At 38.4% G+C, this 15993-nt stretch carries 13 protein-coding genes; 8 read left to right on the top strand and 5 right to left on the bottom strand.

All coding sequences use genetic code 11. The features are described 5' to 3' along the window. Positions 1-384: 384 nt before the first annotated feature. From AC25Y6_RS17785 to paaX, 4 genes are all read left to right on the top strand, one after another. Positions 385-1257, top strand: a complete 873-nt coding sequence (locus AC25Y6_RS17785) for a 3-hydroxyacyl-CoA dehydrogenase (protein WP_488143963.1) — start codon at positions 385-387, stop codon at positions 1255-1257. Further along, on the top strand, positions 1254-2459 hold the full coding sequence (locus tag AC25Y6_RS17790) for a 3-oxoadipyl-CoA thiolase (RefSeq protein ID WP_482106150.1): 1206 nt from the start codon (positions 1254-1256) through the stop codon (positions 2457-2459). Before AC25Y6_RS17785 ends, AC25Y6_RS17790 begins: the two co-directional genes overlap by 4 nt. Before the next feature lie 286 nt (positions 2460-2745). Beyond that, the gene (locus tag AC25Y6_RS17795) at positions 2746-3522 is read left to right on the top strand and encodes an enoyl-CoA hydratase-related protein (protein ID WP_488143964.1); all 777 of its coding nucleotides are present in this window, start codon (positions 2746-2748) and stop codon (positions 3520-3522) included. 86 nt (positions 3523-3608) lie between these two features. Then, positions 3609-4487 carry a phenylacetic acid degradation operon negative regulatory protein PaaX gene (gene paaX / locus AC25Y6_RS17800; protein WP_482100951.1) on the top strand — a complete coding sequence of 293 codons (879 nt, stop codon included), beginning with the start codon at positions 3609-3611 and terminating at the stop codon, positions 4485-4487. Positions 4488-4545: 58 nt separating this feature from the next. Here the strand turns inward: paaX and AC25Y6_RS17805 are convergent, their stop codons facing one another. Further along, on the bottom strand, positions 4546-5073 hold the full coding sequence (locus AC25Y6_RS17805) for a gamma carbonic anhydrase family protein (RefSeq protein ID WP_488143965.1): 528 nt from the start codon (positions 5071-5073) through the stop codon (positions 4546-4548). Positions 5074-5157: 84 nt separating this feature from the next. Here AC25Y6_RS17805 and AC25Y6_RS17810 point away from each other — a divergent pair, with 84 nt between their 5' ends. Continuing rightward, the gene (locus AC25Y6_RS17810; protein ID WP_488143966.1) at positions 5158-6132 is read left to right on the top strand and encodes an NAD(P)H-dependent flavin oxidoreductase; all 975 of its coding nucleotides are present in this window, start codon (positions 5158-5160) and stop codon (positions 6130-6132) included. A gap of 795 nt (positions 6133-6927) precedes the next feature. Further along, entirely contained in the window at positions 6928-8346 is a 1419-nt protein-coding gene (locus AC25Y6_RS17815) for a purine-cytosine permease family protein (protein ID WP_488143967.1), read from the top strand. A 367-nt stretch (positions 8347-8713) separates the two neighbouring features. Here the strand turns inward: AC25Y6_RS17815 and AC25Y6_RS17820 are convergent, their stop codons facing one another. Beyond that, positions 8714-9514: an IclR family transcriptional regulator gene (locus AC25Y6_RS17820; protein ID WP_488143968.1), complete on the bottom strand. Its 801-nt coding sequence runs from the start codon at positions 9512-9514 to the stop codon at positions 8714-8716. A 259-nt stretch (positions 9515-9773) separates the two neighbouring features. Here AC25Y6_RS17820 and AC25Y6_RS17825 point away from each other — a divergent pair, with 259 nt between their 5' ends. After that, a complete protein-coding gene (locus tag AC25Y6_RS17825; protein WP_488143969.1) occupies positions 9774-9902 on the top strand; it encodes a hypothetical protein in 129 nt (42 codons plus the stop codon). Between the two features lie 139 nt (positions 9903-10041). Here AC25Y6_RS17825 and AC25Y6_RS17830 read toward each other — a convergent pair whose 3' ends face one another. Next, positions 10042-12219, bottom strand: a complete 2178-nt coding sequence (locus tag AC25Y6_RS17830) for a sensor domain-containing protein (RefSeq protein ID WP_488143970.1) — start codon at positions 12217-12219, stop codon at positions 10042-10044. A 231-nt stretch (positions 12220-12450) separates the two neighbouring features. Further along, complete coding sequence (locus AC25Y6_RS17835) at positions 12451-13629, bottom strand: beta-ketoacyl synthase N-terminal-like domain-containing protein (RefSeq protein ID WP_488143971.1); 1179 nt, start codon at positions 13627-13629, stop codon at positions 12451-12453. A 588-nt stretch (positions 13630-14217) separates the two neighbouring features. Between AC25Y6_RS17835 and AC25Y6_RS17840 the strand changes: the two genes are divergently transcribed. Next, positions 14218-14433 carry a hypothetical protein gene (locus AC25Y6_RS17840; protein ID WP_482106158.1) on the top strand — a complete coding sequence of 72 codons (216 nt, stop codon included), beginning with the start codon at positions 14218-14220 and terminating at the stop codon, positions 14431-14433. Positions 14434-14783: 350 nt separating this feature from the next. On the opposite strand, the gene AC25Y6_RS17845 is transcribed toward AC25Y6_RS17840, so the two are convergent. Then, positions 14784-15524 (bottom strand): SDR family NAD(P)-dependent oxidoreductase, encoded by a 741-nt coding sequence (locus tag AC25Y6_RS17845; protein WP_482106159.1) that lies wholly within the window; start codon positions 15522-15524, stop codon positions 14784-14786. Between the last annotated feature and the right edge of the window lie 469 nt (positions 15525-15993).

Here is a 15993-nt window from a genome sequence, read left to right on the forward strand (position 1 = left end):
GTGGCGCACTTTGCCACATAGCTTGATTGCTTATGACCCGAGCGGCTTGCGCCTGAAGCTAGACAATAAAAGCGTAAGGCGCAGTTTAGCCGCGACAGGCATAAGTCAATCTAGCGACGTGGCGTACTTTGCCACATAGCTTGATTGCTTATGACCCGAGCGGCTTGCGCCTGAAGCTAGACATTGTTCCATATTGAAAAAATATAATGATCTATTAAAAAATGACGGACAGGGATGTGTTATCTCTTGTCCGTATTCTTTCATCATANGCCTGAAGCTAGACATTGTTCCATATTGAAAAAATATAATGATCTATTAAAAAATGACGGACAGGGATGTGTTATCTCTTGTCCGTATTCTTTCATCATAAAAAGGAGGGTACTGATGATTAATCGTATAGTTGTTGTCGGTTCCGGCGTGATGGGTAGAGGGATTGCCTATGTTGGAGCACTTGGTGGGTATTCAGTTACGATTGTTGATATTAACGAGACTGCACTAAAAAATGCAAAGAATGAAATTGAAGTTATTTTTGAAAAAGGACTTAAGTATGGAAAAATCTCAGCGGATACAGCTGAAAAGGCTCGCCAAAATTTAAGCTATGAAAACAATCTTGCAAAAGTCGCAGGAAACGCGGATTTAATTATTGAAGCCGTACCTGAACTAGCATCGATTAAAAAACAAGTTTTTGAAGAAATAGAAGAATACGCATCAAAAGAGTGTTATTTTGCAACGAATACATCGACGATGAGTCCGACAGAAATTGCTTCTTTCGGTAAACGTCCAGAAAAAACAATCGCTATGCACTTTTTCAATCCTGTACATAAAATGCCACTTGTTGAAATTGTTCGTGGTTTGGAAACAAGTGATGAAACGGCGGATGTAATTAGACAAGTAGCCGTGAATATGGGCAAAGAAACTGTTGTTATTAATGAATTTCCAGGATTCGTCACAAGCCGAATTAGTGCACTTGTTGGCAACGAAGCATTTTACATGCTACAAGAAGGGCTTGGAACACCAGAAGAAATTGATAAAGCAATTAAGCTTGGTTTAAATTACCCCATGGGACCATTTGAACTCGTGGATTTGGTTGGACTTGATGCGCGTCTGAATAACTTGAAATATTTACACGAAAAGCTTGGAGAGAAGTACCGTCCCGCGCCTCTATTGGAGCAATATGTAAAAGCGGGCCGCCTTGGTCGAAAAAGTGGTAAAGGCGTATACGACTATACAATTGTAGAAGAGGTGGTTACGAAATGAGAGAAGTAGTCATAGTAGATGCTGTCCGTACACCAATCGGTAGATATAATGGCGCGTTGAAAGACGTACGTCCGGATGATTTGGGAGCGGTTGTTATTAAGGCACTAGTCGAACGGAATCCCAACCTGCCGACAGAGAAAATTGAAGAAGTTATATTCGGAAACGCTAATCAAGCTGGGGAAGATAACCGTAATGTAGCTCGAATGTCCGGCTTGTTAGCGGGTCTTCCTGTCGAAGTGGCGGGCACGACGATTAACCGTCTTTGTGGTTCAGGGCTTGATGCTGTCATTTTCGCTGCAAGAGCAATCGCGGTTGGAGATGGCGATATTTACATTGCCGGCGGAACAGAAAGCATGACGCGTGCACCCCTTGTCATGTCAAAACCTGATAAAGCATTTCCACGTGGCAATATGGAATTACAAGATACAACAATCGGTTGGCGCTTTACGAATAATAAGCTGAAAGAAATGTATGGCGTAGATTCAATGCCGCAGACAGCTGAAAACGTCGCACAACGATATGCGATAACGCGAGAAAATCAGGATTTATTTGCTTATGAAAGCCAACAACGTGCGAAAAGAGCAATGGAAGAAAATCGTTTCGCTGAAGAAATTGTTCCGGTTGTCTATAAAGATCGGAAAGGTAACGAAATCACTGTGGATCGGGATGAACATCCAAGGGCGGACACGACACTTGAAAAGCTTGGTAAACTGAAACCGATATTTGAAGGTGGTACCGTTACAGCAGGCAACGCTTCGGGTGTCAATGACGGTGCGTCTGCTTTGCTTCTTATGAGTGCTGAGAAAGCGAAAGAACTAAACCTTAAGCCGCTAGCTAAATATGTTATTGGAGCAACAGCGGGACTTGAACCTGCCGTAATGGGTCTTGGTCCGATATATGCTTCAAGAAAAGCATTGGAACGAGCAGGGCTGACAACAAATGATATTGGACTTGTTGAATTAAATGAGGCTTTTGCTTCTCAATCGCTTGAGTGTATACGCCAGTTAGAACTAGACGATAAAAAAGTAAACGTCAATGGTGGCGCAATCGCATTTGGACATCCATTAGGTGCTAGTGGGGCCAGAATTCTTACTACACTTTTATATGAAATGAAAAAACAGGACGTTAAATATGGACTAGCAACGATGTGTATCGGGGTAGGCCAGGGAATTGCGGCAATTATTGAGAATGTAACGGAATAATTAGTTGAAAATAGCTGTCCTTCAAGGGCCGGTGCTCTTCTTGAAAAGGAAAGGATGAGCCGCGGCAGGAGTTGGACAGTTTTTTTACACTAGGAAATGATAAAATCTCGTACTGTGGATAACCTGCGGAAGGTGATCTTTCACGCCTAGACTCCAGCGCCTAAGGGCTCGGATCATAAGTCATACCGGCTTGCGAGGCAAAGAACGCCTCTTCGCCGGTCTGTCTTATGCCTGTCGCCCTTGACCAGGCGCTTGTGCTTTTGTTTATTATAAAGGAGATGGAAAAATGTCAACTATTTTATATAAAAAAGAAAACAATATTGCATATGTGACTGTTAACCGTGAAGAAGCATTGAATTGCTTTAATTACGAAACACTACATCAACTTCAAGAGGTAACGGATTCTATTTCGTTAGATCAAGAGGTGAAAGTGGTCATTTTTACTGGAGCAGGTGAAAAATCATTTAGTGCAGGCGCTGATTTGAAAGAACGTAAGACACTAAATGAAACAGAGGTTAGGAGAAACGTCAAAGCAATTAGAGATGCGTTCAACAGCATTGCGAGTCTGCCACAGCCGACAATTGCTGCAGTGAACGGCTATGCACTTGGCGGCGGTTTTGAATTGATGTTATCATGTGACTTTTCAATAGCGGTCGAGGGTGTGAAAATGGGGCTGACTGAAACGAGCTGGGCCATTATTCCAGGTGCTGGCGGGACGCAACGCCTTCCAAGACTTGTAGGAGAAATGAAAGCGAAAGAGTTAATCTTCACTGCAAGAAGAATCACTGCAGAAGAAGCTCTAGGGCTCGGCATTGTTTTGAAAGTTGTGAAAAAGGAAGAACTTCTTGCAGCTTGTGAACAACTAGCTTACGATATGATGAAAAATGGTCCGGTTGCAATTAGGCAAGCGAAGTATGCAATTACACAAGGGATGAACACGGATTTGCAGACGGGACTTGCAATTGAATCGAAAGCCTACGAATTAATAATCCCGACCGAAGATCGAACGGAAGCTCTCCTTGCATTCAGTGAAAAAAGAAGCCCGCTATTTTTGGGTAAATAAGTTTTCTTTTTGTGATAAAACGCTATAATGGGAATAGGAAAAATCATGATACATTTTTATGTTCGAAAAAGAAAGAGTGAGGTTAATTGGCGAATGCACAATCAATGATTTTTACAATATATGGAGATTATATTCGTCATTACGGAAATAATATCTGGATTGGTAGCCTGATTAGATTACTGAAAGAGTTTGGACATAATGAACAATCCGTTCGTGTTGCCGTTTCCAGAATGATGAAGCAAGGGTGGCTTAATTCGGAAAAAAAGGGGAATAAAAGCTATTATTTCTTGACATCTCGTGGAGAAATACGAATTGAAGAGGCAGCTGCCCGAATATTTAAATTGATGCCACACGAGTGGGATGGGAAATGGCGTATATTGATGTACGCGATTCCGGAAGAAAAAAGACAGATTCGTGATGAACTGCGTAAGGAACTTTTATGGAGTGGACTAGGGAGCTTTTCAAATGGTTGCTGGATTACACCGAATGACCTTGGGGTAGAAGTAAGACTACTCATTGATAAATATAACATCCAAGCTTACGTGGATTTATTCCTATCCGAATATAAAGGACCGCAAGCAGACAGAGCGCTTGTTGAAAAAAGCTGGCCACTTTCAGAAATTGAAGGGAAGTATCAGGAATTCATTTCGACGTACAGCAATAAGTATATTGTTCATCAAAGCCTAATAAATAATGGGCAAATGACGAATGCAGAGTGCTTCGTAGAGAGAACAAACCTTGTCCATGAATATCGTAAGTTCCTTTTTATAGATCCTGGACTACCGAAAGAGTTGCTTCCGGAAATATGGAACGGTAATCATGCCGCTCATTTGTTTGAACAATATTATAAGTTATTGGCCCAATCGGCTAACCAATTTTTCGAAGATGTATTTCAAGAAGATAATGACATGCGCAGGAAAGATAAATCTTATGATGCAGATGACCACCCGCTCATTATTGACTAATAACTATCGACAATTATCTTCATAAAAAAACTGGGTGCCTAAAGGCTACCCAGTTTTTTTACTCATTTTCACTGTTTTTGAAAATCTCTCGGTATTCATAGCCTTTTTGAACATATGAATCAATCGACAGTTGAATGATTTCGAAATCTTTTTCGTTCAATTCCCTTACTACTTTCCCAGGTGAACCGACAACCAGTGAGCGCGGAGGAATTTTCTTTCCAGGTGGGATTAATGTGTTCGCGCCAATAATACACTCTTCACCAATTTCGGCATGGTCTAGAATTGTAGATCCCATGCCAATTATTGACCGTTTTCCTACTTTGCAGCCATGCAGGATTACATTATGTCCAACGGTCACTTCATCATCTATAATAACTGGAGCGCCCTCATATAAATGGATTGTTGAATTGTCCTGGATGCTACATCTATTGCCTATTGTAATAGACCCTTCATCCCCTCGTAGGACTGTATTAAACCAAATGGTAGATTCTAGCCCAACCTGAACTTCCCCGATAACTTTAGCACCTGGTGCGACGAAAACTGTTGGATCGAGAACTGGTTTTTTCCCTTTATACGTAATTATCATAAATATTACCCCCATTTTTTAAAGTATCATAATTGTTTTTTAACTCTATATACTATAACATATTTACATAGGAGTGGATGAAAAATGATATACGTTTGTGAAATGCTTCAGATTGATTTTCCGATTATTCAAGGTGGAATGGGCAACATTAGTAATGCCCAACTGACGGCAGCTGTTTCAGAGGCTGGGGGTCTAGGTACAATAGGATGCGGAACAATGACTCCGGAAGAAGTAGAAGAAATAATAGTTGAAACAAAAAAACTAACGGATAAAAACTTCGCAATCAATATCGCAATCAGTGTTTCACCATACGTAAAAGAACTTATTAACCTTGTTACCAAATATAATATTGCTGTTGTTTCGCTGTCGGCAGGAAATCCAGCGCCCTATATTTCAGAACTACATGAACGGGGTGTGATAGTCATTGCGCTCGTCGCTTCAGTGAAGCATGCCCAAAAAGCGGAAGCGGCCGGGGCAGATATATTAGTGGCAGAGGGGTTTGAAGCAGCTGGTATCAATTCGACCTTGGAGCTGACGACATTCACGTTAATACCGCAAATAGTGAAAAGTGTTAAAGTACCGGTAATTGCTGCGGGGGGAATCGGTGATGGCAAAGGATTGGCAGCTGCGTTAATGTTAGGCGCAAGTGGTGTGCAGATTGGTACGCGTTTAATAGCGACGAAGGAGGCGCCTTTCCATGACACGTACAAGCAGAACCTTGTGAAAGCAAGTGATACAGAAACGTTACTTATTGGACGTAGTGTTGGTAGGTTGAGGCGGATATTAAAGACACCTTATGCTATGAAACTTAATAGCTTGGAAAGAGCTGGAATGACAATTGAACAATATGGTGAAATGACATCGGAAAAACAACATGTTAAAGGTGCAATTGAAGGCGATATGGAAAATGGTTTTATCAATAGCGGTCAAATTGCCGGATTGATCGAAAACATTCCGACTGTTAAAGATTTACTAAATAGTATGATGGAAGAAGCGGAAAATAGAATGAATAATTCACTAGGTGAATTCAGAAAAATACCAAAAAATAAAAACGATTAGGCAAGTAAAGCAATACCTAATCGACCGGGTTAACACCAACCCGCGTCATGGAGAAAAATGAATTTGTTTAGTTGAGGTTACGAACCAGGTAATCCTACTAGAATATCGGAAGCTTAGCAGCTATTAATATGTAAGTACAACATGCACCGACGGGAATAGCTGTCGGTGTTTTTATATTCATGAAATAGAGGGGGGAGATGGACAAGACAATTAAAAGCTCCGAGAATGGCTTACCGTAATTCGTTAAAGTATGTGGTTAGACTAATGCATGTTTTGAAAAGATTTTTACATATTATACACATTGAATTGACGAAAACTGAATATAAAAAAACTAATAGACCATGCAAAATCAATGAGAATTTGTTCCGACAGATTAAGTTGTCTAAAATAGATAGAAAATTACCTATCCGAGAGACGAGTATCTCAGGTGAATAACAAGTGTTAACTATTTTGATGAAATCGTTGTTTAGCTCTAACTTATCAGAATGAGCCTTTAACAGGTATTATTCACTAAAATATGAACAAAATTAATATAGGTATTTTGAATGAGTCTAAGATAGAAGTCATATATTTGAATTAAATTATGTTAAAATTATAAGCAGAGTGATTTTATCCGCTCCAGAATTTTCTGGGTGGAAACAATCACATCTTTTTTTGTCTCAGGTGAATCAACAGAATCTTGATGTCCTCGTAGCATGCGAACTGTCTTTCCCCGATAAGACATGCAGTCCAATCCTATCTTACATTCCCTGTGACAAAGAGAAATACAAATGAATACTGAAAGGACTTGATTGAATGCGATCTGATATTTCCGCAGATCTAGATTTAGAAGAAAAAGACTTAAGCCCCAAAGAAGAAAAAACTGGTGACTATACATTTGACCGAGTCCCACGTGAAGAACGTAAAATGGGTTGGCTAAGTATCACCAATATCACATTCGGCATCGCAACTGCCATATTCTATTTCCAGACGGGAAGCGTCCTGGCACTGAAATTTGGAGCGGCCAATGCCATCATCTCGGCAATCTACGCTATTATTGTCGCAGGAATCCTTGGCAGCATCATCGTTTATTTGTCGGCAAAATCCGGCATGAATGTCAACTTATTATCCCGCGGAGGATTCGGTTACATCGGGGCCTCGTTAACCTCATTAATCTACGCATCGAATTTTATCATGTATTGTGCATTTGAAGGCATGATTCTAGTCACTGCGGTCCATGCATATTTCCCCGCCATCCCTGAGTGGCTCTTAATTGTCGTCTTTGGTTCATTGGTCATTCCATTAAACTGGTTCGGCATTAAACAATTGGACAAACTACAGAAATGGTCATTGCCCATTTTTTTCATCTTTCTGATTGCAGCGATTGTCGTTGCGTCCAACTACCCGTCGCAATACGCGGGCAATTTTTGGACCTATATTCCTGAAGGCGTCCAAATCGGCGGAGCCGCATTGCTGTTATGTATAGGAATGCAGCACGGCATAATGGGGCTAACCGCGTTAATCGCCTCGGATTACGCGCGTTTCCTGAAACCGAAAGATTTAAAAATCGGTTCAATCGCCATCGGTTTTATTCCGCAAATATTTTGTTTTGGCGTGATGGGCGGCCTCGGTATTTGGTTCGGTGTCACACTTGGCGAAGCAAACCCGGGTGTTTACATCGTTGTCCTGTTAGGGCTCGGCGGTGTGCTGTTTACAGTGCTCACACAAATTCGCATCAACATTACCAATATTTACAGCAGCTCGCTGTCCCTGTCGAACTTTTTTGAAAACATGTTCGGCTTTAAACCTGGGCGTCGCTTTTGGGTCGTGGTGGCTGCAGTTGCTGCAATGATCCTGATGCTCGGCGGTATTGTCGACCATCTCGGTATGGCAATGACTTTCCAAGGCGTCGCATTAATGAGTTGGGCGTCGATTCTAGTAACAGATGCACTGATTCTTAAGAAATGGCTTAAAATCGGACCAGGTTATTATGAATCAAGACAGAAAAACTTGTATAAATGGAATCCGGTAGGTGTTGTAGCGTTGACCGTGCCTACTATACTGGGGACGATTGCGGCGGTCGGCTATATGGGCACATTCCTCCAAAGTACGGCAGCGTTTTTCGCAGCATTTTTGGCGGCTATTCTGACCGTCATCCTGGGAATAGCGACAAAAGGCCGTTATTATATGAAGAGAGAAGCGCATGATATTCCGAAAGAGGATTGGATTGCCTGAGAAAACATAACGAGTTCCACCAATGAATTGCCGCACCTGTCAGCTTAGCGCTCCGGGTGCGTTTTTTTGTTTATGACCATTTTCTTAAATATTGGTTTTTTTACTATTTACTCAAATTATCCGTTAAAACCATATAAGGTATATGCTAAAGGGACAAGTGAGCTTGAAAATCGGTATAATTCTATTTCCCGCGTGATTTTATAATACAAAATTCTTTTTGTGTGCTGTTATCGATTTCAACTTTTCCATTCTCTCGTTTTAGGGAGTGCTGAATACCATGTAAAAGATAAAAATTTTGATGGACTTACATCCCGTAGGCCAAGTGCATTTGCTACATAACAAGTCTCTATTCAATCACACTTCAAAATCAACTCCGTAAATGTTTGAAATACCGTTCATCATACCCAAGTCGTTCCGATGCTTCATTCCCTGCTTCCATGACTTTTTTTGCAATTTGATTGATTTTATGGTCTGTCATTCGTTGGATGGGACCGACTACAGCAACGGCACTCACAATCTGTCCAGTATAGTCACGGATTGGGGCTGCAACTGATCTCGTTCCCTCCGTTAGCTCCTCTGTACTGACTGCAAATCCCTGCTGGCGAATCGTTTCAAGCTCGTTTCGTAATTGATCGGGATCCGTAAGGGTATTATTCATATGGGAAACCAGTCCTTCTTGAATTACTTTTTCTACAATGTTGGATTCACTAAAAGCAAGTAGGACCTTACCTGAACTTGTACAATAGGACGGATTTCTTCTGCCAAGATGAGTCAAGATGCGAACAGGATGATTGCACTCTTCCTTATGAATATAAATCGTTTCAAGTTCATCTAATATGGCTAAATGCGCTGTTTCACCCGTATCATTAACTAATTTGGACAGAACAGGTGTGGCCTCCTTATGAATCTCTAAATCATTTGTGATAATTCCACCTAAGGTGAGAACGGATAACCCTAAACGGTAAGCATTGGTCTTCTCGTCTTTTGTTACGAAACCTTCACTTGCTAGCGTTGAAAGTAGTCTACTTACGGTACTTTTACCTAAACCTAAGGATTTGGAAAGCTCGTTAACTCTCTTCGTAGGTTCAAAGGTTGAAAAACTTTTGAGTATACGTAGTGCATTTCTGACGGAAGTTAGAATTTGTGGACTTCCTTTATTTTCTGACATGACTTTTTTACCCTCCAATATTTTTGTTCCGTATAAAGGAACGGTATAATTCGTAATTATATCAGCGAAAGATGCTCTATGTATACATATACTCTAAGTAAATTAAATAACTGATCGGTTATATTTTTATTTGTTGTATTGGAACGCCGACGTTTATATATTTTGATATTACCCCTATAGTTAGGTCAAGTTGATAAAAAGTTCTGATTTTGAATGTTTATTAACTATACATTTATGAAAAAGTAAGGAGGAATTTATCATGCAAACAACAGAAACAAAGGTGAAAGTAAGTCCAATCGATTGCTTCCACTATATTAATGGAAGTATTTGCAATCAGTCAATGGTAAAACATTTGAAAATATTAACCCAGCAACTGAAGAGGTGTTAGGAATTGTTGCAGAAGGTTGCCGAGGGAAAAATAAAAATGACTATCCAATTGTATATCGATTGGATTGTCATTTTTATGTTGATATAAAACCATTTACAAGTGTTTCATGTCAAAAATGTATCGTTAGCATTCCAATGGGTCAGTCGCCCGATGTTAGCCATTTTTCTTTGAATTCGATTGCAGGGAGTGGGGGGCTGAAGTAATAGCCTTGAGCGTAATCACAGCCAATCTCATTTAAGAATTGATATTCTTCTTGTCCTTCTACACCTTCAGCTATGACTTTCAAATCGAGTTCTTTTGCTACGGCTATAATCGTTTTTACAATGGCTTTGCTCTCATCGTCTCGATTCATTCCAATAACAAATGACTTATCGATTTTCAATGAATCAAGTGGATATTTATTCAAATAGCCGAGTGATGAGTATCCTGTTCCAAAGTCATCCATTGATAGACTTATACCAAGTTCTTTTAAGGCATCTAACTTTTCACTCATCGCCTCTGCATACATCGCAATACTTTCAGTAATCTCTAACACGATATAGGTCGCATCAAGTGCATTGTTCTCAATTGTGGTTTTCACTTTCTCTAGAAAATTTGGATCGATTAATTGTCTGACAGATACATTAATACCTACTTTTAATGGCTTATATGCTTCCTTTTGCCAACGAGCACTTTGTTCAATTGCTGTATTCAGTACCCAGTAGCCTATTGGAATAATCATTCCTGTTTCTTCCGCAATTGAAATAAATTCATCCGGTGTAACGTGTCCAAGTGTTTTGTTATTCCAACGTATAAGAGATTCCATTCCCGTGATTTCATTTGTTTTCAGATTCATAATAGGCTGGTAATAAAGTTCGAATTCTTCATTTTCTAAAGCGGTTCTTAATTGTTTTTCAATCATCATTTTTCTGTAAAAATCTTGATGCATTTCCGATGTAAACAATTGAAAGTTATTTTTCCCTCTATCTTTCACATAGTACATTGCGGTATCTGCATGTTTTATTAATGTATTAGCGTCATCCCCATCATTTGGAAAGAGGCTAATTCCAATGCTTGGAGTAATATGGTAATTGCTACCGTCGATTAAAAAGCTGTTTCTGAATTCTCCCAATAATTCCTTGGCAAAGTCTTCACTATCTTTCGCCTTATAATGAGGAAGTAAAATGGTGAATTCGTCGCCACCAATACGATAAAACCCTGCAGAATTATGTTTTTTCTTGATTAAGTTTTCAATACGTCTTGATACTTCTATTAATAAGAGATCACCGACGTCATGTCCAAGTGTGTCATTGATGTATTTAAATCGATCCAAATCGAGAAACATTATTGCATTCTGACTTGTCTCGGTTTTAGCTTTTTCTAAAAGGTTAGTTAAGTTCTCATTAAACATTCTTCGATTAGGTAATCCTGTTAAAGCATCATGATTTGCTTGGAGCTTGATCGTATCTTCATATTTTATTCGTTCCGTAATGTCTGTAGATACAGCAAGTAGCACTGAACTATCATTAGTATCTATTGGTATTTTAACAGTTTGTAACCAGATGGTATCTCCTGAATTGGCTGTTACGGCTTCTTCTCTAATGAAGAGTTTTTCCGAATGTTTGTGCATATTCTTTTCTTGATTGACGTTTTGTTTCACTACACGTGTATCATGATGTATGTCATAATCTGTTTTCCCAATCATATCTTGAATTCTCATGCCCATTAACTGTGCATATGATTGATTCACAAGTGTATATCGATCACTTTCGTCGAGAGCATAAATATAGTTTGGGTTTAAATCTATGACTTGGAATAGAAACTTCTTTTGATCAGATAGCTTCTTATTCATATTGTTTACTAATTCAAGATACATTCGGCTCGTAAGAATTAATAAGGAAATAGCAAAGACCAAGATCGCAATCGAACTTGGGTACAATCTTGTCGAAGGGAACATATTTAAAATGCCTATTGCGTATGCAATTGACGTAAAGATATTAAAATAAACTAAAAATGAACGCACGCTCTTATCTTGAACATGTAAACTAATCAAAAAACAGGTAATCATACTAACTATAAATAGAAGAACATTTGCATTGTAAAACCATGACAGCTCTCCGTAAACAGGGAAGTAAAATATATTAGAACCAAATTTTAAAAGCTCTAATTCACTAATCCCTTTAACACTCCATCCGCTTATGTAAACTAGAAAGGATAAGCCATAGAATAATAAGACGGTAATACGATTTACAAAAAAACGCCACTTTTTTTTCAAGTCATCTGATAGCATCTCTTGAACAATTGTATACCCAACATAGAAAAGCGTAGGCGTTATCATGATAGAGCCAAATCGAAAGAGTTTGAAAAAGAATTCAATAGTCTCTTTTTTGAACAAATCATACGAATATAAGAATGCAACATCTAATTGCCAGAATGAGGCTAAGAGGAGAAATATAAAAATGATTTTTGATAGATTATTATTTTTGAATAAAACAAGTATCGTAATTCCAATACATAAGGGGATACAAGTTAACAAAATTAAAAAAAGAAAAAACATATAATGAGCCTCCTATGCATGTGTCAATAATAGACAAGCATTATTCCCGCTACTCCCATGGGTAGTTATACATACGGACTCTACAGCTTGATATCTAGTTTGATAAACAATCGGTACGTCTTCAAATCCATTCCCAGTTGTTTTAATTGTAGGGGGGATAAATCCATATTCCATTGAAAGCAGCGATGAAATGATTTGCATTGCTCCCATTGCACCAAATGTATGTCCAATCATACCTTTTATTGAAGTGATTGGAACGTCCGTACCAAAGGTTTCCTTAAGGATAAATCGTTCTATCTGATCATTGGTTTTTATACCAAGTGCCTGACTGTTCACATAACTTGGTTTAGTATTTCCAACGGCTTCTTGAAAAACTTCTAGCATATGTCTACCAGTTACATCTGAGCTTAATAGTTTTTGTCCTTCATTTCTTGAAATGACACGTTCAATTTTACCGTATATTTTTTGTCCGCGCGCTTGTGCAGATTGTCTCCGCTCTAGAACGATGACACCTGCCCCTTCGGCTAAAACAAAACCGCGATGTTTCGTTGAAAATGGGACTCCAGCTTGATCAATAGTCGGCTCAGTCGAGAGGGATCTTATCTTTTTAAAGCCATTGATCGTCCATTGGCCTAAAGGGGCATCTGTTCCTCCTACTATACAAGCATCTACAGTCCCGTTCTCAAGTAGGAGTTTTCCCATCAAAACTGCGTCAATACTGGCAGTACATCCTGTTGTTAATGTGAAGGTAGGTCCGCGCGTTCCTAACGCTTCAGCAACAGAAACAGAAAGAGTATGTGTATCAACAATTGAAACCCCATGAATAGGGAAGGTTTTCAAATCAAAACCCGCAGTAGCGTATTGTTCAATTTCAAGAATTGCGCCAGCAGCTGTACCTAAAATTACTGCAACACGCTGTGGCTTAAAATAATCTAAATTCGCCATTTTAGAAGCATCCATTGCAGCAGCAATTGCCATTCTTACAGAACGCGGATATCGTTTATGGTTTTTCCCATTTATCTCTAGAAAACTGTCCTCTATTAAACCCGCAACGATAATAGTATGAGGCTGATTATCATTTTTTAAAATGCTCTGTGTACAGATACCTTTATCTAATACCTTTAAAAAGCTGTTTTTATCATAAACACCAGGAGCTTTAATGCCATAACCTGTTATTACGATATCGTCCAATTACATCACCTACAAATTTCGACTTTATGTTATTATATACGACAAAATAAGATGAAGTCTATATTCAAGAAATCTTGAGACCTGTTATGGTAATTCAAATATTTCATCATTAAATTTTAACATGTACACTGGATACTTACGTATTATTTGTGTGATATATTTTTTAAAAGCCGAATGATTTCACTATGAGTGGAATTGGATTTTTCTATTTTGAAAAAACCTGAAGAAGTGCTGCAATGAAACGAAATTAAAATAAAGTTAAAACCAAACAGCTTTCTTTTTCTGAGGCGGTAGGTTGAATAGAAGTCGATTAATGGTTGAAAGTATTGGAGATTTTTTTATAATACAAGTAAGTTTAATTTATAAACGTATTCGAAATATTTATTTTAATTTTAGATGGTTTTTTACAAGAAGTGGGAACGGAATTCTACTAAAGGGTCAAGTTAATTCAATAAGAACCTTTCCATCTGTTTAATTGTGTGCTGCTCATGTTATAATGAGGAGCTTAGGATATTTAATGCTTTTATCACAATTGAACGGATGCTAAAGAAGCCTCCGCCTACCGATAAAATATGGAGGTGTAAGAAAATGATTAAACGATGGACAATCGCTAAAATTAAGGAATTTGTTGAGAACAATTCGGAGAGTAAATTATTAACGACGGAATATCATGGTTTTTCTCAAAAATTACTATTTAAATGTGCATGTGGTAGCAACTTTGAGAAAACATTTACGAAATTTAATAATAATAACCAACGTAAATGTGACGTATGCCAACCGCCAAAAGCATCACGCGACGCATAGCGGTTAAATGAAGTGCTGATTTCTATTAAAGAGAAATTGGCGCTATTTTTATTTCATTGGAGATATATGATGGATGATGAGTTCGTGGATGAAATAATTAGTTATTGACGCCAATTCGCCAATTCCTTTTTTAAAGGCTTTAGCAAATCTTCACTAACAAAAAGGATAAATTAATACTGCTAGATCACCTCTGTATAATGACGTGAAATAAAAATGACCGCTTGGTGTGTGAACACCAAGCGGTCGATGTAATAATAGGTGGGGAGGACTTGCTAACTGTCAAAAATGGCACGTCTCGTATTAAAATTTTGCTCAATAACTGCTAGTTCAATTTAGATATGGACTGATTATTACAAATCAGAAATCATACCGCCGTCTACGACAAATTGTGCTCCTGTAGAATAACTAGAATCGTCTGAAGCTAAGTAGATGACTAAGTTTGATACTTCTTCTGTTTTTGCCCTTCTTCTTAAAGGAATGTCTTGTTCAAGTTTTTTAATGAATTCAGCGACATCGCCCTGTTCCGCCATTGGAGATTCAATAACGCCAGGGTGTACTGAGTTTACTCGGATATTGAATTGACCAAGCTCTGCAGCAGCACCTTTTGTCATACCGGTCACTGCATGTTTTGATGCACTATAAGCGATTGCGGTCGGTGCACTAACCAAACCGTCAACGGATGAAATATTTACAATCGAACCGCCTTTTGCTCTTTTCATAGATGGTACTACTGTTTTCATACCTAGGAATACACCTAATTCATCAATTTCAAATGTTTTTCTAAAATCTTCCTCAGTCAGATCTTCTAAAAGTTTGAAAATACCAATTCCGGCATTATTGACTAATACTGTAATAGGTCCAAATACTTCTTCTGTTTTTTCTACAACCTCTTTCCAGTTTTCACCATTTGAAACATTTAGTTTCAATGCAATTGCATTTTCTCCTACTTCATCAGCCAACTTTTGAGCAGCCTCTAGATTAATATCTGTGATAACAACTTTTGCACCTTCCTCTACGAACTTGCGTACATGCGTAGCACCCATCCCTTGAGCGGCACCTGTAATGATTGCGACTTTGTTTTGTAATTTCATGTATAAATTCCTCCCTTGTTATATTATTCCGAATTAATAGACTTATCATTTTTCATTTTAGTGTCATTTATATTTCATGTCAAATTATAAGTTTTAATGCGGCTGACATCGAATGGTGTAAATAAAAAGGGTTATTGAAATTAGCTCATATTGTTGTAACGAAATTTAATCAATAATTGAAATTGAGTAGTGATAGAAGGAAATGAATGAAACACATCGACACTAATCATCAGAATTGGATAAAGGGAAACTAGAAGGTTTGAGTCCAGTGTACAAGCGAATTCTAGCCAAAGAGGCTGAGACGAGTGGATTAACTAATTGAGCGTTTTGATTTGAAAGCTAAGTCCTTAAAATTATTTACTTAAATCAGAAAAGTGACCCATAGTCATGCATAATCCAAGTTACAATGCATATAATAAAGTTGAACAACTGCCTTGAATAAGTTTTATTCAATGGAAGGCAGATGGTT

The organism is Sporosarcina sp. Y1004, from assembly GCF_057669665.1.